This is a genomic window from Rhodoferax sp. P2_H8_2, assembly GCF_056403235.1.
On record NZ_JBFUFW010000001.1, the window covers coordinates 371730 to 392986 of the forward strand.

The window sequence follows — 21257 nt, forward strand, 5'->3', positions numbered from 1 at the left end:
CTCTTCGTGTTTTTTGTCTGTGCTTTTTTTGTACTTAGACCTGGAATACCTTGGGCACTATGGCGCGATGGAAGCCTTCGAACGGCGCAATCGCATCGCGCGGGCCACCCTTGCTGTCCGGCAAGCCCATTGGCCAGCCCATGCGCACCTGCGGGCGCGCACCGTCAATGCGCAGCGTGCTGCCGCTGATGAAGTTCGCAGCCGGACTCAGCAAGAACACGATGCCCGCAGACGTCTCGGCCTCGGTGCCAAAGCGCCCTAGCGGAATGGTCTTGGCCATCTCGCGGAACATCGGGCCCATCTCGGGCGGGTAGTGGTCCATGCCACTGGAGGCGATGTAGCCCGGCGCGACTGCGTTCACACGCACTCCCTTGCTGGCCCACTCGACAGCAGCCGTTTCGGTGAAGCTGACCATGCCCGCGCGTGCCGCACCGCTATGGCCCATGCCGGGCATCGAGCCCCACATGTCGGCAACGATGTTGACGATGGACCCGCCACGCTTGGCCATGCTTTGCACAAAGCATTCGCGCGCCACCAAAAAGCCACCGGTCAGGTTGGTGTTGATGACAGCCTCCCAACCTTTCTGGCCAATGGATTCCAGCGGCGTAATGTACTGGCCGCCCGCGTTGTTGACCAGACCATCGACCTTGCCATGCTGCGCGACGATGGCCGCGACCATCTGCTTCACGGCCTCTTCCTGGCGAATGTCACAGACCTGGTGGCTAGCGCTACCGCCGTCTTCTGCAATCTCGTCTAGCACCTTTTGCAACTTCTCCAGCTTGCGTCCGACGATCACCACATGGGCACCGAGCGCGGCCAGCTCATGCGCAGTGCATCGGCCAATGCCCGAGCCGCCGCCCGTCACTACCACCACCTTGCCCGCGAACAGATTCGGGGCGAATACAGAACCGTAAGACATCGTCATTCCTTTAAAAACAGGGTGTATGCGGCGGCGGTCATGTCATCCAGCGATGCGCTTTTTTTGACATCAAACCATTGCACCGACCAATTCAACGCGCCCAGAATCAGCAGCCGCGCGAGCTTGACCGGCGCACGCAAATGGCCGCTGCGGTGCAGGGCTTCCAGCACCGGCGTCCATGCGGCTTCGTAATTGGCTTGCAGTTGGGCCAGCGTGGTGCGCTGGCGTGCGCTGAGGGAGCGGTGTTCGTACAGCATCACCGGCACAAAGTCATTGCCAGGGCCGAGCAAGGTTTCAAAGTGCGCGCGTATCAGGCGGCGAAACTGCGCCTGTGGCGTATTCTCTTTCGTGGCTTTTCCGCTGGCTTCGACAGCCGAGGCCTGGCGCGCCAAGGCCGAGTGCATGCCCTCTTCCATCACGGCATACAGCAGTGCGTCTTTGCTTTTGAAATGGTAGAACGGCGAGCCGCTTTGCATGCCTGCTGCGGCCGCGATGTCGCGCGTGGTGGTGGCCGAAAAGCCCTGGCGGCGAAACAGTTGTGCAGCTGCCTTGAGCAACTCCGGCCGACGGTTGCCATCGTCACGCTCGTCAACAGTCTTGCGCGGGCGGCCCCGGGCGCGCTTGGGTTCGGTGGAAGGGTCGGAGGCAACAGTCATGCCCCCGACCTTACCAAAGCTCTATATTTTTAGCAAGCGGATGCTTGGTAAAAATAAGCCACGGATTTTCGGCTTAAACCCATCCTCCACCCAAAGCGCGTATCAGCCCGACCGTTGCCAGGTATTGCGCTTCCTTGACCTGCAAGGCCTGCCTGCGGTTGCGCAGCTCGCTGCGCTGCGCGTCCAGCAATTCCAACTGACTGACCAAGCCGTTGCGATAGCGCGAACCGGACAACACCGTAGCACGGCTGCTGGATGCGACGGAGCGCGATTGCGCTTCGGATTGGTCGGCCAGCAAGCGCAAAGTGGCGAGCTGGTCTTCTACATCGCGGAAGGCGACCAGCACCTGCTCGCGGTAGTTGCTCAATGCCAGGCTCAGGTCTGCATTCGCGCCCTGCACAGCGGCAGTGCGGCGGCCGCCGTCGAAGACAGGCAGTGACAGCAGTGCGCTGACACCCCAGGCTTGCGTGGAGAGCTTGAACAAATCCTGGATTTCGGGCGCTGCATAACCGCCGTTGCTTGTTAGTGAGAACGTCGGAAACCAGGCGACCTTGGCCACGCCGACACGGGCTTGCGCGGCCTGCATCGTGTTTTGCGCGGCAGCGATGTCGGGCCGGCGCGTCAGCACCGTGCTGGGCACACTGGCCGGGATGACCGGCAAAGCCGTGGACCAGTTGGCAGGCGCAATGGCGAATTGGCTGGCGACCTCGCCCACCATCACGGCCAACGCATGTTCGAGCACCGCACGGCGCTGGTCCAGCGCCAGTGCGTCGGATTCTGTGGCCGCCGCTTCGCTGCGGACGCGGGCCACGTCGAGCTCGGCCACATCGCCTTCGCGGAAGCGCACTTCCGTCAAACGCAAGGTGTTCTGGTAAGCCTGCAGCGTGCTGCGGACCAGTTCGCGCTCCGTGTCCAGTGCGCGCAGCTTCAGGTAAGTCTGCGCCACGTCGGCCTGCACCAGCAGTTGCGTGCTGCGCAACAAAGCCTCACGCGAAGCAGCGTCCAGCGTCGCGGCATTCGCGCTGCCAGAGAGCTTGCCGAACAGGTCCACTTCATACGACAGGTTGGCACCCGCAGTCACCACGGTTTGTGCGACGTTGCCAGTCGTCAGGTTGCTTTGGCGCGTGGCGCCGAGGCCAATGCCCAGTTGCGGATAGCGGTCGGCATCGACCTGACCCGCGAGCGCACGCGCTTGCGCCAGACGCGCGGCGGCGACCTGGATGCTGTTGTTATTGGCATCGGCCTTGGCGATCAGACCGTCGAGCACCGGGTCGGCAAAGACGGTCCACCAAGCGCCCTGCTGTTGTGGGGCCTTCGTTGTAGCCGTCGCTGCAGTGGCGCCTTCCTTGAAGGCCTGGGGCGCAGCGGGCACTTGCGTTGTGTCGATCACGGCGGTGCTGGCGCAACCGGCCAGCACCAGGGCCATGACGAGGGGCGCAAGCGTGGTGCGCAGTTTGGGATAACTGTGGTTCATCGTGAACTCCTTGAATCTTTTAGTTTGTTTATTCATGCAGCTTGCGCGGTGCGGCCGGTTGTGCGTGCCAGGCACCGCCCGCGCCAGAGCCTGATCCGATGGCTTCTGCAATATGCGGCACTTCGCCGTGCAGCTTGAGCGGGCGGTTACCCGCCATCGCGCGCAATGCAACGTAGAACACCGGCGTCAAGAACAAACCAAAGGCCGTCACACCAATCATTCCCGAGAACACCGCCACGCCCATGGCCGAGCGCATCTCCGCACCGGCGCCCGTGGACAGCACCAGTGGCAGCACACCCATCACAAACGCCAGCGATGTCATCAGGATGGGGCGCAGACGCAAGCGGCTGGCCTCAATCGCGGCTTGCAACGGCGTGCGACCAGCGAACTCCAGCTCGCGGGCAAACTCGACGATCAGAATCGCGTTCTTCGCCGACAGCCCGACCAACACCATCAACCCGATCTGCGTGAAGACGTTGTTCTCACCACCCGATATCCACACACCGGTCATCGCAGCGAGCAAGCCCATGGGCACGATCAGAATGATCGCAATGGGCAGCGTCAGGCTTTCGTACTGCGCGGCCAACACCAGGAAGACCAGCAGGATCGCCAGCGGGAACACCAGCACGGCAGAGTTGCCCGCCAGGATTTCCTGGTAGGTCAGCTCGGTCCATTCATAGCTGATGCCCTTGGGTAAAGTCTCTGCGGCGATGCGTTCAATCGCAGCCTGTGCCTGGCCCGACGAATAGCCGGGAGCCGGGCCACCGCTGACGTCTGCCGACAGATACCCGTTGTAGCGCATCGCACGTTCGGGGCCGAAGCTGGACTGCACCTTCATCAGCGCAGACAACGGAACCATCTCGCCGGTGGTCGAGCGCACCTTCAGCAGACCCACATCTTCGGCGCGCGCACGGTAGGCCGCATCAGCCTGCACCTTCACGCTGTAGGTACGTCCAAACTTGTTGAAGTCGTTGGCGTACAGGCTGCCGAGATAAATCTGCATGGTGTCGAAAATATCTGTCACCGGTACATTGAGCTGGCGTGCCTTGGCGCGGTCGATGTCGGCATACAGCTGCGGCACATTGACCTGCCAGCTGGTGAAGGCACCGGCCAGTTCGGGTGACTGATAGACCTTGCCCATGAAGGCTTTCACAGCACCGTCCATGGCGTCATAGCCCAGCGATGCGCGGTCTTCCAATTGCAGTTTGAAGCCGCCCGTCGTGCCCAAGCCTTCCACCGGTGGCGGCGGGAACATCACGATAAAGGCGTCCTGGATACCACCGAAGGCCTGGTTCAATTGGCCAGCGACGGCACCACCGCTTTGGTCTTTGTGTGTGCGTTCGGCAAACGGCTTCAACGTGGCAAACACGATGCCGGAGTTGGAGCTGTTGGTGAAGCCGTTGATCGACAGGCCGGGGAAGGCAATCGCATCTTCCACGTTCGGGTTCTTCTTCATGATGTCGCCCATCCGCTGGATCACGTCTTCGGTGCGGTCCAGCGTAGCGCCGTCAGGCAACTGCGCAAAGCCAATCAGGTACTGCTTGTCCTGCGAGGGCACAAAGCCGCCGGGCACGAGTTTGAACACGCCGACTGTGGCAGCCGCCAACACCAGGTAAACGACCAGCATCGCGGTCTTGCGCGAGATGGCGGTTTTGACACCATTGCTGTAGCCATTGGCACCGCGGCTGAACATGCGGTTAAAAGCGGCGAAGAAGCGACCAAATACCTTGTCCATGCCACGTGTCAGCGCATCTTTCGGCGCATCGTGACCCTTGAGCAGCAACGCGGCCAATGCGGGCGACAGCGTCAGCGAGTTGATCGCCGAGATCACGGTCGAGATCGCAATCGTCACCGCGAACTGGCGGTAGAACTGGCCGGTCAAGCCACTGATAAAGGCCAGCGGCACAAACACCGCGACCAGCACCAGCGCAATCGCGATGATGGGGCCAGACACTTCGCGCATCGCGCGGTAGGTCGCCTCACGCGGGCTCAGGCCATCGCTGATATTGCGCTCTACGTTTTCGACGACGACGATGGCGTCATCAACGACGATACCGATCGCCAGCACCAAGCCAAACAGGCTCAGCGCGTTGATGGAGAAGCCAAGCAGGTGCAACACCGCAAACGTACCGACCACCGAGACAGGCACGGCCAACAGCGGAATGATGGAAGCGCGCCAGGTTTGCAAAAACAGAATCACAACCAACACCACCAATGCAATCGCTTCGAGCAAGGTATGAATCACCGAGCTGATGGAGGCGCGCACGAATTGCGTTGGGTCATAGGCAATGCGGTACTCCACGCCTTCGGGCATGTTCTTCGACAGTTCGTCCATCGTCTTGCGCACGGCGTCGGAGATTTCCAGCGAGTTGGAACCCGGCGCCTGGAACACGCCCATGCCGACCGCCTGCTTGTTGTTCAGCAGCGAGCGCAATGCGTAATCAGCGGCACCCAACTCCAGCCGCGCAATGTCGCGCAGCCGGGTGATGGCGCCGTCAGCACCGGTCTTGACGATGATGTCGCCAAACTCTTCTTCGTTTTGCAAGCGGCCTTGGGCGTTGATGGACAACTGCATGTCCACACCAGCCATGCCCGGCGAAGCGCCGACCACACCGGCCGCAGCCTGCACGTTTTGCCCGCGGATCGCAGCCACCACATCGCTGGCCGACAGGCCACGCTGCGCGACCTTTTGCGGATCCAGCCAAACGCGCATCGAATAGTCACCGCCACCAAAGATTTGGACCTGGCCTACGCCTTGAATGCGGGCCAGACGGTCTTTGACGTTCAACACCGCGTAGTTGCGCAGGTAGTTGATGTCGTAACGGTCATTGGGCGAGACCAAGTGCACCACCATCGTGATGTTGGGCGAGCTCTTGACGGTGTTGACACCTAACCGGCGCACTTCTTCCGGCAAACGCGGCTCGGCCTGCGAGACGCGGTTTTGCACCATCTGCTGCGCCTTGTCGGGGTCGGTGCCCAGCTTGAAGGTCACGGCCAATGTCATCACGCCATCGGTGGTGGCCTGGCTGTTCATGTAGAGCATGCCTTCGACACCGTTGATGGATTCCTCCAGCGGCGTAGCCACCGTTTCGGCAATCACCTTGGGGTTGGCACCGGGGTACTGGGCGCGCACAACGATGGTGGGCGGCGCGACTTCCGGGTATTCGGAAATCGGTAGCCCGCGCAGCGCGACGAGGCCGGCGATCAGCATCAGTAGCGATAGCACGCCGGCAAAGATCGGCCGGTCAATAAAAAATTTGGAAAGATTCATGGAAGTTCTTCTTATTTACTTTTGTGCCAGCAGGACGGCCTTGTCACCGTTGCTGAGTTCGGCCTTGGCCGTCATCTCGACCACTTGCGGCGCGATCAGCGCGCCGGGGCGGATGCGCTGCAGGCCGTTGACGACGATGCGTTCGTTCGCAACCAGCCCGCTCTTGATGACGCGCAGACCGTTGACCGATGCGCCCAACGTCACTTCGCGGTAGGCCACTTTGTTGTCGGCGCCAACGACCATCACAAATTTCTTGTTTTGGTCGGTGCCCACAGCCCGCTCGTTGATCAGCAGCGCAGTGGCCTTCGTGGCCTGGCCCATGCGGATGCGCGCAAACTGCCCGGGCATCAGCTGGCCGTCCTTGTTGTCAAACACGGCGCGCGCGCGCACGGTGCCGCTCTTCGCATCGACCTGGTTGTCCACCAATTGAAGCTTGCCGGCAAACGGCGTATCGCTGCTGGCGGAGGTACCCATTTGCACCGGGATGCGCTCCAGCTTGCGGTCACCACCGGCGCTGACGTCGCGCAACGCCTTGGCCACGACCTGTTCATCCGCATCAAAGCTGGCGTAGATCGGGCTGACAGAAACCAGCGTGGTCAACACCGGCGCGCCCGGGCCGGCAGCAACCAGATTGCCCACGGTCAGCTCCAGCTTGCCGACGCGGCCGGACACCGGCGCGCGCACTTGCGTGTAGTCCATGCTGAGCTGTGCGGTTTGCAGTGCGGCTTGCGCGGCGCGAAGGTTGGCATCGGCCTCGCGCTGGCCGTTGCCGCGTTCTTCAAAATCGCGTTTGGAAATGGCCTGCTCGCCCCACAGGCGCTGTGCACGATCTTGCTCGCCCTTGGCTTGCGCTGCTTTGGCTTGCGCGGCGGCCACTTGTGCTTCGGCGCGCTGCATGTCGGCGGCGTAAGGGGCCGGGTCAATCGTTATCAGCAGATCGCCCTTCTTGACGAGGGCACCTTCGCGGAAATGCACGGCCTGCAACGTACCAGCCACACGGGGGCGAATATCAACGCGCTCGACAGCTTCCAGCCGGCCAGAGAACTCCTCCCAGGCGGCAACGTCGCTTTGCACGACTGTGGCTACAGAGACAGGCGTGCCGACTGCTTCCGCCGCTGCGGGTTGTGCGCGCGAACTGGTCGCACCAAAGATGGCGGCCGCGCCACCGGTCAGCGCGAGTACAGCAATAGCGATGGCGAGCAGGCGGCGGTTGGGTGTGTGAAGGCGAATGGAAGTCATGATGGTCTGGTCCTTGAAAAGTTAAAGAGATGAAATGGAGTTGGGGGATGAAATGAGCGGTGGCGGGCGCATGGGCATGTCGTGTGCGGTTGTCTGGTTGTTGCTGTTGAATTCGCGGAAGAAATCGCTGAACTGCTGTTGCACGCCCGCCGACCACGCGGCTTTTTGTTGGGCCGCATCGGCAGATTCCAGATAGCTCACCGGCCAACCGGTGGGGCCAGGCAACACGGCCGCATGCACCAGGCGGCCAAACACGCGCAGGCGATCGGCATAGGCCAGTGCTTCATCCCGCAACGGATCGTCATGGGCCGTCAGCAGCAAGGTGGGGGGCAAGCTGGTCAGGCGCAGCGCATTGCCAGGCGCGGCGTACGGGTGGGCGGCGTTGTCCACGCGCGAGAGGTATTGGTTCCAGCCATCCGTCCAGATGCAGCCGACCGGGCCGGCATCGGCACTGCGCAATGACGCGGTCGCCATGCACGGGTCCAGCATCGGCGACAGCAGAATCTGCCCGGCCAGCTCGGGGCCATGCCGGTCGCGCGCCATCAGCGCCACGGCCGCAGCTAGGTTGCCGCCCGCCTCTTCGCCAGCCACAAACACCGGCGCATCCTTGCCGGCCAACCGTTGCCGGGCCTTGAAAGCCCAGACCAGCGCGGCATAACCCGCTTCGATGGCTTGGGGAAACGGATTGGCCGGCGCCAGCGGGTAGTCCAGCGACATCACGACCGCGCCCGAAGCCGCCAGCAAACGGGGCACGCAACCGCCCTCTTCCAGCGATCCGGCGACAAAGGCCCCTGCGTGGAAGTGCAGGACCAGCGGCACGGCGCCGGCCGCTGCGACGTCATGCTGGCCGTAAAAGCGCACATTCAGCGGCGGGCTGGCGGGCGATTTCTTGCCGATTTGGATCTGTTGGGCTACCCAGGCCGGGCCTGCGGGGGCAGTTGCGGCGGCGGGTTTTGGAAGGCTGTGCATCTTGTCGAGCCGCTTAGCAGCCCCAATTTGTTGCGATGCAGCAGAATGTAGGACTTATCGCCCAAGCAATAAATAGCGTTTTTAGTTAAACTTTATTTCACCAGTGAAACAATCAACGGGGTTCTTATGGACAAGTTTTCCGCAATGCAGGCCTTTGTACGGGTCGTTGAGGCTGGCACCTTTACCAAGGCTGCGGACTCCATGGGCGTGCCCAAACCGGCGGTCACCCGGCTGATTCAAGAGCTGGAAAAGGAGCTGGACACCAAGCTGCTGAACCGCACGACCCGAATGGTCACCGTGACCGTGGACGGCGCCGCCTATTACGAGCAGGCCAGCCGGTTGCTGGGCGAAGTGCAGGAGCTGGAGTCGAGCATGTCGCGCGCCAAAGCCAGCCCGCGCGGCAAGCTGAAGGTGGACGTTCCCTCGTCATTGGGCCTGGCCATCATCATTCCCGCGCTGCCAGACTTTTATGCGCGCTACCCCGACATCCAGCTCGACCTGGGCGTCAGTGACCGGCCCATAGACATCATTGCCGAGAACGTGGACTGCGTGGTGCGCGGCGGCGAGATCACCGACCAGTCGCTGGTGGCGCGCCGCATCGGCGAGTTCTACATGATGACCTGCGCATCACCGGCCTACCTGAAGCGCGCCGGTACGCCGCAGCACCCCAGCGAGCTGGAGACGCAGCACATGATGATCCGCTACGCCTCGCCGCGCGACGGCAAGCTGTATGCATTTACGTTGCATAGCGAAGGCGGTTCGGTGGAGATCAACGGCAAACACCAGCTCTCGGTCAACGACTCCAACGCCGGCGTGACGGCGGCGCTCGCGGGCTTGGGCGTGCTGTACACCGCGACGTTCCTGATCCAGGATCACATCAGCAACGGCACGCTGGAGCCGCTGTTCACCGGCTGGTGCACAGAAGCCAAGCCCATGTATGTGGTCTACCCGCCCAACCGCCACCTGAGCAACAAGGTGCGCGTGTTTGTGGACTGGATTGCGGAGCTGTTCGCCAAGCACGATTTGATTCAACGCAAGAGCACTTTGCCGGAAGCGATGTGCAAGGGTTGGGCGGAGTCGGCGGTGCCGGGGGTAGTTGGTGATGTTGAGAAGGCAGCCGTGGCCGAAGACTTTGAGGCTACTGCAGACGCTTAACGCTTCGAGGCTTAAGCGCTCGTTCCTGAAGTGACGATGATCGACGTCAGAAAGAATTACTAGGGGGCAAATGTGAAGCAAGTCATTTCAAAAAGCGGTTACGACGCACCAATAACAGGTCGTGAAGAGGATTTTTACGATCGTTGGCCGGTCGCCAAGAGCATTTCCGAAATCATTGCCACCGCTCCCTCCAAATGGTCCACCCGTATTGGGCTCTTCGCGCCCTGGGGCGACGGCAAGACATCTGTACTGAATTTTGTTGAGCAACAACAACTGGAAGCCGGGAATATCGTCATCCGATATGCCCCGTGGGGCGCGTCTACCCCTGAAGAGGTGTGGAGAGATTTTGGGAAAGTGCTGATTGCTGGCCTAAAACGAAATGGCGTCAAGTTGGATTGGTGGGCGCAAGCATGGCATTGGATCAAAGCTTTTGGTCCCGATAAAGTCAAGTCTGCTGTCACCACTGCGGGCAAGATGGCCGAAGCATCCGGACATCTTCCGGGCGCCTCAGCCGGGTCCAACATTGCCTCGATGTTGATAACGAAAAAACTTGCGTTCTCTAGCGAAGACATACAGCGACTGATGGAAAAGTTGGGTACGCGCCGCGTAGTAGTCTTCATTGACGATCTTGACCGCACCGAAGCATCAGTTGTTCCGAAGCTTCTCTTGGTTCTCCGCGAGCTTTTAGACTTCGAGCAATTCGCATTCGTGCTGGCATTCGACCGGAAGATCGTTGCGACGGCGCTGGAGAAGAGCAATCAGAGCTGGGGAAAGTCCGGCGACAGCTTTCTCGACAAGGTCATTGATTTCCGCGTAGATCTACCCAAGCCTACTGCTGACCAAGTTCGACGCTTAGGGTTATTTCAGTTTGGGGCACTGTGCCCCTTTGTTCCGCGTGATTCTGTTGAAGCGATCGTAAAACTCTTGCCCTCGAATCCACGTAAGCTCAAGTTGCTTACACGAGCGGTTGCCAGCATGAAGCAGGAGGTCGAACGCCATGAAGATGCCGAGCTGGACTGGGGAGTAATCTTGCTACTAGCGCTAGTAAGAGCCGAGAGTGAAGGGTTGGCCAGCTGGCTACTTGAGAGGACTATCGGAAGCCTCGAAGACGCCTTTGCTGAGGGGTTTGAAGGACCTGAGCATAGAGAGGCGAAAAGAACAGAAGAATTTAACAAGTTGATGCAAGAGTTTCCCGAGCTCGTTCCACGTGCGCCACGGATCAAAGAGCTTATCGGGGCGTGGAGAGCAGAAATGCCTCGATACCCAGGAGAACGTATCCGGTATCAAGCCAGCTTTGCTCTTGCCCCACATTGCATTACTTGGTCGGAGTTTCGGACGTTCTTTACAGAGTGGCAGTCAGATAAAAGGACTAAGGTTGCAGAAGACTTCATCAATGAGCGAATTGACGAATCACAGGCGAGGCCCGAGACAGTTCAACATGAGCTCGCCACGACTATCCTTTCTCATTACGCGACGATTTTGGAAGACGCGTCGCACGTTCACTCTAAGCTAGAGCACCAGACTCAGCTAAACCACGCGGCCGACGCCCTTAGTCTGCTTTTGCAGTGTGTGAGCGGCAATCCACCTTTGTGTGCGCTGACCCCAGATCAGCTATCGGCGCTGTGGAGTCGTTTGCATGACCTAGCTTTGCAGTGGCGCCATTTCACCGCAAATGAAGGCGAACCTGAACTGCGGAAAAAGGAGGTGCAGACATTGATGGACCTTGGCGATGCTGTGGGTGATCCAATACTGATCTACGAAATGCTACGTCCCGGCCACTTGCATGACGTGATCTTCGAAGAGCGTACCGCAAGACTGAAAAATGAAATGAGCGATGCACTACGTTCGGTCTTCGAGCCAAAGGCACGCGACATAGCACTGTCCTATGTGAAGTTACCCGGAGAAATGCAAAGACTGCGTTCCCGAGACGAGCGTCGTGCCGCAAGGTATCTACTTACATCGCCGGATAGTTCGATGTTCAGCGACCACATATCAGACTTAATGGAAGCCTGGGAAGCGCGAAGGAACACTCAAGAGGTGGTCAAGGACGCTGGCGACTATTTGAGTCTGCTCTTGCGCGCTCTCGCACATGGAGATCAAGAGTTTTGTACCGCAGATGATCGGAAGGCTTTCATCAAGAAATATCCCGAACTGATGGCTCTCCTGTGGAACCTTAGTGTTTCAGAGCCGAGTCAGTTTAGGATGCTCCAAGACATGCGTGCCCAGAGGGCATTACTTATTGAAATAGAAGTCCCTGAAGCTAGTCTCCAACAGCCAGACTGGCTCAAGGCCCAAGTGGTTCACTAGCAGCTTACTGAGACAACGCAAGAAGAAGTTGATGGGCGGCTAAGGGGTTTGATCGAGCCCCAAGTTTGACACTTCTCACTCAGGGTCTCCGCACCTCTACCCGCCGCGTTTCCCCGATCTTCAATACCGAGAACGTCGCCTCGTCCATCTGGTGCTTGGCCCGCGCCTCGATCAAATCCATCGGCGGCTGGTCCAGCGGCTCGTCGGTCAGGCTGAACGTGCCCCAGTGCATGCCTATGCTGCGTTTGGCGCCAAGGTCTAGGTGGATCTGCACAGCCTCTTCCGGGTTGGCGTGTTGCTCTTTCATGAACCAGCGCGGCGCGTAGGCGCCAATGGGTAGCAACGCTAGATCGAAGCCACCGCCCAGCGCTGCCGTCTGGCGCGGCGCGAAGTGGGCGCGGGTGTCGATGAAGTCTTTGCTGTAAGCCGTGTCGCCGCCAAAGTACCAATGCAGGTCGGTGCTCAGCACGGCCCAGCCGCCCCAGAGCGTTTCGCTGCGGTCACCCAGGCCGCGGGCGGACCAGTGTTGCACCGGCGTCAGGTGGAACTCGACACCATTCACATCATGGTGTTGCCACCAGTCCAGCTCGACGACGTTGGTGATGCCCTGCTTCTCCATCCACGGCTTCAAACCCAACGGCACGAGGAACAGCGTCTTGCCGCCACCGCGTTCGGCCAACAACAACACGCTGCTGCGGTCCAGATGGTCGTAGTGGTTGTGTGACACGACGACGACGTCGATAGGTGGCAGATCGTCCATCGCCACGCCCGGCGGTTGCGCGCGTTTGGGCCCCATGATTTGCAGCGGCGATGCGCGCTCGCTGAATACCGGGTCGGTCAACACGTTCAAGCCACCGGCCTGCACCAGCAGCGTGGCGTGGCCTATCCAGGTCACTAACGGTTGTGCGTTGGCTTTGTAGCCCTTGATCAGCGCCAGATCGGGAGCGACTGTGGGCGTCGGCGTTTGCGCGGGCTTGGGCAGGCCGTCGCGGTAGGCTTCCCACTGCCAGCGCAACACGTGGCCCATGGGCTTTTCGACTTTGGCTATGTAGTTGTTGCGAAACCCCTCAGGCGTGTGGTGCGGCTTGGAGGGGTCGTAGTACGGGTTGTCGGCGGCAGTGGCGTTGGTCATGATTGCTATCAAAAGAAGAGCTGCTTGCGCTCTCAATACGGCGGTCATGACCCTATTTAAACCTGAAAGCTCAATCCACGAAGAAGTCGGGGACAAAGTTCTTGGTGCCGGGTGTCACCGAGTACTGCTCCAGATCGGTGATGCCGTGTTCGGCCAGCAGGCTGTCGTCGATAAAGAAGTTGCCGGTCACGCTGCTGGGGCCAGTGAGGATCAGGTACGCAGCGTCGGACAGGATCTCGGGCTTGCGGCACAGCGCGATATCGACGCCGGGAATCATCTGCATCGCGGCTGTGGCAATCGCGGTACGCGGCCACAGGCTGTTGACGCCGATGCCGAACTTTTTGAACTCCCCCGCGTGGCCCAACGTGCACATACTCATGCCGTACTTGGCCATGCTGTACGCGGTGTGGGCTGCAAACCAGTGCGTCTTCATGCTCAAAGGCGGCGACATGGTCAACACATGCGGATTGCGGCCAGCGGCGGCGGACTTCTTCAGCTCGGGCAGGCAGCTGGCGGTGCACAGGTAGGTGCCGCGCGCGTTGATGCCGTTCATCAGGTCGTACCGCTTCATCGGCGTGGCTTCGGTGTTCGTCAGGCTGATCGCGCTGGCGTTGTTGACCAGAATGTCGATGCCGCCAAAAGTCTCGACCGCTTTGGCGACAGCGGCCAACACTGCGTCGTCGTCGCGGATGTCCACCGCCAGCGGCAGCGCATTGCCACCGGCAGCTTCGACTTCCTTGGCCGCGCTGTAGATCGTGCCGGGCAGCTTGGGGTTCGGGTCGGACGTCTTGGCGATGATGACGATGTTGGCGCCGTCTTGCGCAGCGCGCTTGGCGATGGCCAGGCCAATGCCGCGCGAGGCGCCGGTGATGAAAAGGGTCTTGCCTTTGAGTGTCATGTTTGTCTCCTGGAGTTTTTAGAATGCTCTGTTTTTAGTAGCTGCTCACGCACGTTTTATGCGCCTTGCAGGCACTTTTCCTTCCTAAATTCAGACTTTGCTGAAGTCAGGCTTGCGTTTCTCCATGAACGCAGTAAACGCTTCTTTGGCTGCCGGCTCGCTCAGCATGCGGCCAAAGCTAACAGCTTCTTCGTCGATGCGCTCCAGCACTTGTTCCATCTGGCCCTTCTTCATCAGGCGCTTGGTTTCGACCAGCGAGGCCAGCGGCTTGGCGGCCAGCTTGCGGGCTTGCGTTTGGGCGATGCCGTTGGCTTCCGTGGGTGGCACGATACGGTTGACCAGGCCCACTTCCAGCGCGGCCTCGGCCATGAAGGGTTCGCCCATCAGCAACGCCTCTGCCGCGCGGTGGTAGCCCATCATCTGCGGCACCAGCAGGCTGGACGATGCCTCGGGGCACAGGCCCAGGTTGACGAAGGGCATGGAGAACGCGGCGTTGTCACCAGCGTAGACCAGATCGCAATGGAACAGCATCGTGGTGCCGATGCCCACCGCCGGGCCGCAGACGGCCGCAAGGATGGGCTTGGGAAAGGCGGCGATGCCACGCAGAAAGCGGAACACCGGTGCGTCGGTCTTGCCGGGCGGGTTGTTCAGGAAGTCGCCAATGTCATTGCCCGCGCTGAAGATGGCGACGTCGCCCTGGAAAACGACGACGCGCACGGCGGCATCGTCTTTGGCGGCCTGCAATGCATCAGCGCATGCGGCATACATGGCTTGGGTGAACGAGTTCTTTTTCTCGACGCGGTTCAGCGTGATGGTGGTGACGCCGTCGGCGGTGTGGATGAGGATGTCGGACATGGAGTCTCCTTATTGCTTGAAATAAACGATCTGGTGGCTGCTGGCCAAGAGTACGCCGGCCTCGCTCCATATCTGCGCGCTCTGGTCAAAGAAGCCATTGCGAAAGCCACTCGCACGCGCCTGGCCCAGCAAATACCCGGTACCCGTCTGCGCCAGTAGCGCCGCGTTGGCATGGAAGTAGGTGGTGATGGACACAGTGCCAGCGGGCGTCAACGAGCGTCGGCGTACGAAGACGCGCGGGTAAAAAACATCGGCCATGGCGGCCAGCGACGCATAGTCCAGCGGACGCGGTGGCTGGTCGCGCACCCACAGTTGGGTCAGGCTGCTGTGCAAACTGCCGTCCCAGTCGGAAGGCATGCCGCCGAGAATGGGGCGCATGTCGTAGCGCTTGATGAATTCCATGGGCGCATTGCTGGTGGGAATCGCGACATCGCCGGGCGCGGGCGCAACGGGCATGGCGATCTCGTCATCGGCCCAGGTCTCACGCCGAACCGCCGTCACCGCAGTGGCAGTCGTCACCACCTCGCCGTTTTGCAGCATTTCCATGGTCCAGTGCTGGGTGGAGCGATTGGTACGCGCAGGTTTTGCGACGACCACAAACGCACCATCGGCAACACCAGCGCAGAAGTTCACGGTCAGCGACAACGGCTCGCCCAACAGCTCCGGGTGTTGCAGCACGGCGTTCAGCACCTGCGCGGCAGTCGTGCCGCCAAAAGGGCCGACCATGTTGGCGTAGGCCGGATGCGTGTTGCCGGCAAAGCTGCCGTCGGCCTGGCGCGTCAGCGCTATCGATTCGTCGAAAGTATGTGTGGTCATGTGGATTGGGGAGTGTGGGTCAGGCCGGTCAGCCAGCTTGCCATGCGGGGCCACAGATTGGCCTCCATCGCGGGGCGGAACGGACCGAAGTGGCCCAGGCGGCGAGCGGCCACATCGGCGGGCGCAACGCTGAGAATCTCGCGCGGCGCATTGGTGTACAGGTTGATCAGACTGTGGGTGCCGCGCAGTGTCATCAGCTCGTCATCGGTGATGGACAGCGCCAGCACCGGGAACTGGACGTTCGCATAACTTTGCCGTGCGGACTCGCCCTCCACACCCACGCTGTATCGCGGGTTCAGGCACCAACTGCGCCACTGCAGAATCACGCCCTTGGGCAAGTCGCCGACCTTCTTCAGGCGCTTGCCCGGAAAGTAGCCGCACAGCTTGGTGGCCAGCGGCACCAGGAAGAACCAGAAGTACGGCACGATGCGCTTGAGCTGCGGCGCGTTCTCACGCCAGTAGCCACTGCCAGCGGCCACGCTGAGCAGACCACTGATCTTGCTGGTGTCCTTCATCAAACCCGGCAACTGTGCGCCCAGACTGTGGCCCATCAAATACAAAGGTGCTTGCGGCAAAGCTGCATGCGCCTGCGCAATCACCGTCTCGTAATCGCGCGTCCAGTCATACAGATCGGCCTTGAATCCGCGCAAACCACCATGTGCCGTGTTGGGCAACGATTCTCCCGAGCCGCGATAGTCAAATGTGGTGACGCGCCAGCCTTGCGAGGCCAGCCATTGCGCGAAGGCCGCGTAGTAGTCCTGGCGCACGCCCATTGCGCCACCGATGACCAGGCTGTGCTGCGCGGGGTTGGCTGCGTCTTCATAGACACGCACTGCGAGTTGCGCGCCATCGGATGTCGTGAGTGTTGCTGTTTGCATATCAACTCCAAAAGTAAAAGGCCACCACAACCTCGTCAGTGTGTGGTGGCCTTGGCGTTTCTTTGCGGTTTAGACGCGTTCGAAGATGCCGGCGGCGCCTTGGCCGGTGCCCACGCACATCGTGACCATGCCGTACTTGAGGTTGTGGCGACGCAGCGCGTGGATAACGGTAGCTGCGCGGATGGCACCGGTAGCGCCCAGTGGGTGGCCCAACGCAATGGCGCCGCCCATGGGATTGACCTTGGACGCATCCAGGCCTAGCGTGTTGATGACGGCCAGCGACTGGGCCGCGAAGGCTTCGTTCAGTTCAAACCAGCCGATGTCTTCATGCTTGAGGTTGGCATAGCGCAGCGCAGCAGGAATCGCTTCGATAGGACCGATGCCCATGATCTCGGGCGGCACACCGCGCGCGGCGAATGACACAAAGCGCGCCAGAGGGGTCAGGCCGAATTGCTTGACTGCTTTTTCGCTGGCCAGAATCAGAGCGCCTGCGCCGTCGCTGGTTTGCGAGCTGTTGCCGGCGGTGACGCTGCCACGGGCAGCGAACACGGGCTTCAACTTGCCCAGCGCTTCCAGCGTGGTGTCGGGGCGCGGACCTTCATCCAGGCTCACGGTGCGGGTCTTGGTGGTGACTTCGCCAGTGGCGAGGTTGGGCGTGCGCTCGATCACGTCGATGGGCGTGATTTCGTTGGTGAATTCGCCAGCCTGCTGGGCCTTGACGGCGCGCAGGTGCGACTCCAGCGCAAAGGCGTCCTGCATCTCGCGGGTCACCTTCCACTGCTGGGCCACCTTCTCTGCGGTCAGGCCCATGCCGTAGGCGATGCCGATGTTTTCGTCGCGCTCAAAGATCGCGGGGTTGAACGACGGCTTATTGCCGCCCATGGGCACCATGCTCATGGACTCGGCACCGCCGGCGATCAGCACGTCGGCTTCGCCCACACGAATACGGTCGGCAGCCATCTGGATCGCAGAGATACCGGAGGCGCAGAAACGGTTGACGGTGATACCGCCGACGGGATGGTCGAACGCCAGGCCGACCGCGATGCGCGCCATGTTCATGCCCTGCTCGCCTTCGGGGAAGGAGCAACCAATGATGGCGTCTTCAATCGCCTTGGGGTCCAACGTAGGCACTTGCAGCATCGCGCTCTTCAGCGCGGCAACCAGCAGCTCGTCGGGGCGGGTGTTGCGGAAGTAACCGCGACCGGAGCGCCCGATGGGCGTGCGGGTGGCGGCAACGATGTAGGCGTCTTGCACTTGTTTCATGGGATCAATCCTTGGGTTTTGGGGTGGGTATCCACGCCCAGATGAATTCACATTGGATGGGCTGCTCGCCCGATTCGTCGCTGACCTGCACGGTCACGTTGACTTCGCCTTTGTCGCTCTGCTGCATCAGCGCACGCTGGGCATCGGACAAGGTAGCCACCGCTCGCAGGCCGCCCTGGGCACGGCGTTTGAAATCGATGTGCAGGGTCTTGGCCAGCGGCAGGCAGTCGTCGCGCACGTTCATGCCGACGACCATGCCGGTAGCCGTTTCTGCCAAGAGTGCCATCGCGGCAGCATGCACGCCTTGGATATGGTTTTGCACGCGGCGCACATTGGCCACAGCAATCTCCACACGCTGGGGCGTCATCTGCACATAGTTGAGCCCGGCGGTGCCGGTGAACGGCACCGCACGACCCATCACCTTGTTACGCACCCAAGGCCGCAGGAACGCGGGGACGCGTTCGAGCTTGGCCAGCGTGCGCGCTAGGCGATTCGGCCGAACTGCAGACTCGACTTGCACCGCAGAAGCAGCAACGGTAGTCATGTCAGTTGCGCACCGGCTTGCCGGTGGACATCATGCCCATGATGCGTTCTTGCGTCTTGGGGTGCGTCAGCAGTGAGGTGAACGCCTTGCGCTCCATCGCCAGCAGGTATTCCTCGGTCACCAAGGTGCCCGCATCCACCTGACCACCGCAGACCACTTCGGCAATCAGCAGGCCGATGTGGAAATCGTGCGCACTGATGAAGCCGCCGTCACGCATGTTGACCAGTTGCGCGCGGATCGTGGCGATACCGCTGCGGCCCGCCACCGGGAAGCTGCGCTTGTGCGGCGCGCGGTAGCCGCCGGTGTACATGGCACGGGCTTCGTTGATTGCAACGAACAGCAGTTCGTCCTTGTGTGCAACAACGATGTCGCTGTCCAACAAGTAGCCCAGCTTGCGCGATTCCAGCGCGCTGGTGCCGACCTTGGCCATGGCCGCGGCAGTGAAGCCTTCGGTCAGGAAGGGCAGCACGTCCTTGGACGTGGACAGCGCCATATTCTCTGCAGCACGGCGCGCGATATAGGTCAGGCCGCCAGCGCCAGGCACCAGGCCCACGCCGACTTCCACCAGGCCGATGTAGCTTTCCATTGCGACAACACGCTTGCTGGAATAGACGGCCAGCTCGCAACCGCCACCCAGCGCCAGGCCGCGCACCGCGGAGATCACCGGCACGTTGGAATAGCGCAGTTTGAGCATCGCGTTTTGCAGCTCGGCTTCCGCGCCTTCAACTGCCTTGACACCGCCCATGATGAAGGCGGGCATCATGCCTTGCAGATCAGCACCCACAGAGAACATCTCGTCGGGCGACCAGATCACCAGGCCCTTGTAATCTTTCTCGGCCAGCTCTTGCGCCTGCAGCAGGCCTTCGATCACACCGCCACCAATGGCGTGCATCTTGGTCTTGATGCTGGCGATCAGTACGTCGTCGTCCAGCGTCCACAGGCGGATCGACTCGTCTTCGGAGATCGTCTTGCCTGCAGTTGCTGCGGCAGGTGCGTTGGCGCCCAGCACGCTCTCGGGGAAATGCTGGCGCTCGTACACGGGCAGCTTGCGCACAGGCGCAAACGTACCAGTGGTCGGATTCCACGAACCAGCAGGCGTGTGCACACCACCAGCGTCGGCCACCGGGCCTTTGAACACCCAATCCGGCAGCGGCGCTTTGCACAGCGCTTTGCCGGAGTCGATGTCTTCCTTGATCATGTTGGCGACTTCCAACCAACCCGCTTCTTGCCACAGCTCGAACGGGCCTTGCTGCATGCCAAAGCCCCAGCGCATGCAGAAGTCCACATCGCGGGCGTTGTCGGCAATCGATGCCAGATGCACGGCCGCGTAATGGAAGCTGTTACGCAGAATGGCCCACAGGAACTGGCCTTCCTTGCCTTCGGCGTTGCGCAGCAATTTGAGGCGCTCGGCGGCAGGCTTCTTGAGCATGCGGCCATAGACCTCATCGGCCTTCTGACCGGCGGGCACGTAATCCTTGCTGTCGAGTTCAAAACGCAGCACGTCGCGGCCAACCTTCTTGAAGAAACCGGCCTTGGTCTTCTGACCCAGGTTGCCCATCTCCAGCAGCGTCTTCAGCACTTCGGGGGTGGCAAAGCTCTCGTAGAACGGATCTGTTTCGATGCTCAGCGTGTCTTGCAATGTCTTGATCACGTGGGCCATGGTGTCCAGGCCCACGACGTCGGCAGTGCGGAAGGTACCGGACGATGCACGACCCAGCTTCTTACCGGTCAGGTCATCGACGACGTCAAACGTCAGGCCAAAGTTTTCCACTTCTTTCATCGTGGTCAACATGCCGGCAATGCCGACGCGGTTGGCGATGAAGTTCGGGGAGTCTTTCGCGCGGACCACACCCTTGCCCAGGTTGCTGGTCACAAAGGCTTCCAGGTCGTCCAGAACTTGCGGTTCGGTGGCGGGGGTATTGATCAACTCGACCAGAGCCATGTAGCGCGGTGGGTTGAAGAAGTGAATACCGCAGAAGCGGTGACGCAACTCTTCGGGCAGCACTTCGGAGAGCTTGGTGATCGACAGACCCGAGGTGTTGGAAGCCAGTATGGTGTGCGGAGCCACGAAAGGCGCGATCTTCTTGTACAGATCGAGCTTCCAGTCCATGCGCTCAGCGATGGCTTCGATGATCAGGTCGCAGTCACGCAACTGCTCCAGATGCTCTTCGTAGTTGGCTTGACCGATCAATGCCGCATCGTCTGCCACGCCCAGTGGCGCGGGCTTGAGTTTCTTCAGGCCCTCGACCGCCTTGGTGACGATGCCATTCTTCGGGCCTTCCTTGGCAGGGAGGTCAAACAAAACGACCGGCACTTTGACGTTGACGAGGTGGGCGGCGATTTGCGCACCCATGACCCCTGCGCCGAGCACGGCGACTTTGCGAACATTGAAACGGGACATAAGTTTTCCTGAAAATTACTGGACGCGAATCCAAGTCTGGGTTCGTCCGAACAGAGGTGCGCCGACGTAGCCGCGCATCTCCAGTTTTTTGCCGCCATCGATGGGCGTGACCTTGGCCTTGTAGATGGTTCCGTTGTTGGGATCGACGACGGTACCGCCTTCCCACACGTCCTTGCCGTCAGCCTTTTTCAGGCCACGCAGCAACTCCAGGCCCACGATGGGTTGATTCTTGCGGTCGTCTTCGCACTTGTCGCACTTCTCGTCGGGCCGGGCCTTGGGGTCCAGCACACGCTCAATCTTGCCGCTGACCACACCACCGTTTTCGAAGATACGAACTTCGGATGTGACCTTGCCATCCTTATCGCTAATGGTTTGCCACAGACCCACGGGGGTCATCTGGGCAAAAGCCGATGCGGCAAACAGGGTCAAAGCGGTTGCGATAGCTGTGCGAATCATGAGTGTCTCCTCTTATTTTGTGAT

The 21257-nt window shown here is 60.8% G+C and carries 17 protein-coding genes; 2 read left to right on the forward strand and 15 right to left on the reverse strand.

Going from position 1 to position 21257, the window contains the following annotated elements; genetic code table 11:
* Positions 1-34 precede the first annotated feature (34 nt).
* From AC1DV6_RS01830 to AC1DV6_RS01855, 6 genes are all read right to left on the reverse strand, one after another.
* The gene (locus AC1DV6_RS01830; protein ID WP_477974557.1) at positions 35-919 is read right to left on the reverse strand and encodes an SDR family oxidoreductase; all 885 of its coding nucleotides are present in this window, start codon (positions 917-919) and stop codon (positions 35-37) included.
* 2 nt (positions 920-921) lie between these two features.
* Positions 922-1575, reverse strand: coding sequence for a TetR/AcrR family transcriptional regulator (locus AC1DV6_RS01835; RefSeq protein WP_477974559.1), 654 nt, complete (start codon positions 1573-1575; stop codon positions 922-924).
* A 73-nt stretch (positions 1576-1648) separates the two neighbouring features.
* Positions 1649-3049 carry an efflux transporter outer membrane subunit gene (locus tag AC1DV6_RS01840; RefSeq protein WP_477974561.1) on the reverse strand — a complete coding sequence of 467 codons (1401 nt, stop codon included), beginning with the start codon at positions 3047-3049 and terminating at the stop codon, positions 1649-1651.
* A 28-nt stretch (positions 3050-3077) separates the two neighbouring features.
* On the reverse strand, positions 3078-6320 hold the full coding sequence (locus AC1DV6_RS01845) for an efflux RND transporter permease subunit (protein ID WP_477974563.1): 3243 nt from the start codon (positions 6318-6320) through the stop codon (positions 3078-3080).
* Between the two features lie 15 nt (positions 6321-6335).
* Positions 6336-7559, reverse strand: a complete 1224-nt coding sequence (locus AC1DV6_RS01850; protein WP_477974565.1) for an efflux RND transporter periplasmic adaptor subunit — start codon at positions 7557-7559, stop codon at positions 6336-6338.
* Between the two features lie 21 nt (positions 7560-7580).
* Positions 7581-8528: an alpha/beta hydrolase gene (locus AC1DV6_RS01855; protein WP_477974567.1), complete on the reverse strand. Its 948-nt coding sequence runs from the start codon at positions 8526-8528 to the stop codon at positions 7581-7583.
* 126 nt (positions 8529-8654) lie between these two features.
* Here AC1DV6_RS01855 and AC1DV6_RS01860 point away from each other — a divergent pair, with 126 nt between their 5' ends.
* Positions 8655-9683, forward strand: coding sequence for a LysR family transcriptional regulator (locus tag AC1DV6_RS01860; protein WP_477974569.1), 1029 nt, complete (start codon positions 8655-8657; stop codon positions 9681-9683).
* Between the two features lie 72 nt (positions 9684-9755).
* Positions 9756-11990: a KAP family P-loop NTPase fold protein gene (locus tag AC1DV6_RS01865; RefSeq protein ID WP_477974571.1), complete on the forward strand. Its 2235-nt coding sequence runs from the start codon at positions 9756-9758 to the stop codon at positions 11988-11990.
* Between the two features lie 79 nt (positions 11991-12069).
* Here the strand turns inward: AC1DV6_RS01865 and AC1DV6_RS01870 are convergent, their stop codons facing one another.
* From AC1DV6_RS01870 to AC1DV6_RS01910, 9 genes are all read right to left on the reverse strand, one after another.
* Positions 12070-13122 (reverse strand): MBL fold metallo-hydrolase, encoded by a 1053-nt coding sequence (locus tag AC1DV6_RS01870; protein WP_477974573.1) that lies wholly within the window; start codon positions 13120-13122, stop codon positions 12070-12072.
* A gap of 70 nt (positions 13123-13192) precedes the next feature.
* The gene (locus tag AC1DV6_RS01875; RefSeq protein ID WP_477974575.1) at positions 13193-14020 is read right to left on the reverse strand and encodes an SDR family oxidoreductase; all 828 of its coding nucleotides are present in this window, start codon (positions 14018-14020) and stop codon (positions 13193-13195) included.
* A 90-nt stretch (positions 14021-14110) separates the two neighbouring features.
* On the reverse strand, positions 14111-14875 hold the full coding sequence (locus AC1DV6_RS01880; protein ID WP_477974577.1) for an enoyl-CoA hydratase: 765 nt from the start codon (positions 14873-14875) through the stop codon (positions 14111-14113).
* A gap of 9 nt (positions 14876-14884) precedes the next feature.
* Positions 14885-15691 carry an acyl-CoA thioesterase gene (locus tag AC1DV6_RS01885; protein WP_477974579.1) on the reverse strand — a complete coding sequence of 269 codons (807 nt, stop codon included), beginning with the start codon at positions 15689-15691 and terminating at the stop codon, positions 14885-14887.
* A complete protein-coding gene (locus tag AC1DV6_RS01890) occupies positions 15688-16569 on the reverse strand; it encodes an alpha/beta hydrolase family protein (RefSeq protein ID WP_477974581.1) in 882 nt (293 codons plus the stop codon). The genes AC1DV6_RS01885 and AC1DV6_RS01890 overlap by 4 nt, the downstream gene beginning before the upstream one ends.
* 69 nt (positions 16570-16638) lie before the next feature.
* A complete protein-coding gene (locus AC1DV6_RS01895; RefSeq protein WP_477974583.1) occupies positions 16639-17832 on the reverse strand; it encodes an acetyl-CoA C-acyltransferase in 1194 nt (397 codons plus the stop codon).
* Positions 17833-17836: 4 nt separating this feature from the next.
* Complete coding sequence (locus AC1DV6_RS01900; RefSeq protein ID WP_477974585.1) at positions 17837-18376, reverse strand: DUF4442 domain-containing protein; 540 nt, start codon at positions 18374-18376, stop codon at positions 17837-17839.
* Between the two features lies 1 nt (position 18377).
* Positions 18378-20777, reverse strand: coding sequence for a 3-hydroxyacyl-CoA dehydrogenase/enoyl-CoA hydratase family protein (locus AC1DV6_RS01905; RefSeq protein WP_477974587.1), 2400 nt, complete (start codon positions 20775-20777; stop codon positions 18378-18380).
* A gap of 15 nt (positions 20778-20792) precedes the next feature.
* The gene (locus AC1DV6_RS01910; RefSeq protein ID WP_477974589.1) at positions 20793-21233 is read right to left on the reverse strand and encodes a DUF2147 domain-containing protein; all 441 of its coding nucleotides are present in this window, start codon (positions 21231-21233) and stop codon (positions 20793-20795) included.
* Positions 21234-21257 lie beyond the last annotated feature (24 nt).

What these genes read in the sequence shown, in the direction of transcription:
- AC1DV6_RS01830 (WP_477974557.1), bottom strand. Translation starts at nt 919, where the DNA reads ATGTCTTACGGTTCTGTATTCGCCCCGAATCTGTTCGCGGGCAAGGTG.
- AC1DV6_RS01835 (WP_477974559.1), bottom strand. Translation starts at nt 1,575, where the DNA reads ATGACTGTTGCCTCCGACCCTTCCACCGAACCCAAGCGCGCCCGGGGC.
- AC1DV6_RS01840 (WP_477974561.1), bottom strand. Translation starts at nt 3,049, where the DNA reads ATGAACCACAGTTATCCCAAACTGCGCACCACGCTTGCGCCCCTCGTC.
- AC1DV6_RS01845 (WP_477974563.1), bottom strand. Translation starts at nt 6,320, where the DNA reads ATGAATCTTTCCAAATTTTTTATTGACCGGCCGATCTTTGCCGGCGTG.
- AC1DV6_RS01850 (WP_477974565.1), bottom strand. Translation starts at nt 7,559, where the DNA reads ATGACTTCCATTCGCCTTCACACACCCAACCGCCGCCTGCTCGCCATC.
- AC1DV6_RS01855 (WP_477974567.1), bottom strand. Translation starts at nt 8,528, where the DNA reads ATGCACAGCCTTCCAAAACCCGCCGCCGCAACTGCCCCCGCAGGCCCG.
- AC1DV6_RS01860 (WP_477974569.1), top strand. Translation starts at nt 8,655, where the DNA reads ATGGACAAGTTTTCCGCAATGCAGGCCTTTGTACGGGTCGTTGAGGCT.
- AC1DV6_RS01870 (WP_477974573.1), bottom strand. Translation starts at nt 13,122, where the DNA reads ATGACCAACGCCACTGCCGCCGACAACCCGTACTACGACCCCTCCAAG.
- AC1DV6_RS01875 (WP_477974575.1), bottom strand. Translation starts at nt 14,020, where the DNA reads ATGACACTCAAAGGCAAGACCCTTTTCATCACCGGCGCCTCGCGCGGC.
- AC1DV6_RS01880 (WP_477974577.1), bottom strand. Translation starts at nt 14,875, where the DNA reads ATGTCCGACATCCTCATCCACACCGCCGACGGCGTCACCACCATCACG.
- AC1DV6_RS01885 (WP_477974579.1), bottom strand. Translation starts at nt 15,691, where the DNA reads ATGACCACACATACTTTCGACGAATCGATAGCGCTGACGCGCCAGGCC.
- AC1DV6_RS01890 (WP_477974581.1), bottom strand. Translation starts at nt 16,569, where the DNA reads ATGCAAACAGCAACACTCACGACATCCGATGGCGCGCAACTCGCAGTG.
- AC1DV6_RS01895 (WP_477974583.1), bottom strand. Translation starts at nt 17,832, where the DNA reads ATGAAACAAGTGCAAGACGCCTACATCGTTGCCGCCACCCGCACGCCC.
- AC1DV6_RS01900 (WP_477974585.1), bottom strand. Translation starts at nt 18,376, where the DNA reads ATGACTACCGTTGCTGCTTCTGCGGTGCAAGTCGAGTCTGCAGTTCGG.
- AC1DV6_RS01905 (WP_477974587.1), bottom strand. Translation starts at nt 20,777, where the DNA reads ATGTCCCGTTTCAATGTTCGCAAAGTCGCCGTGCTCGGCGCAGGGGTC.
- AC1DV6_RS01910 (WP_477974589.1), bottom strand. Translation starts at nt 21,233, where the DNA reads ATGATTCGCACAGCTATCGCAACCGCTTTGACCCTGTTTGCCGCATCG.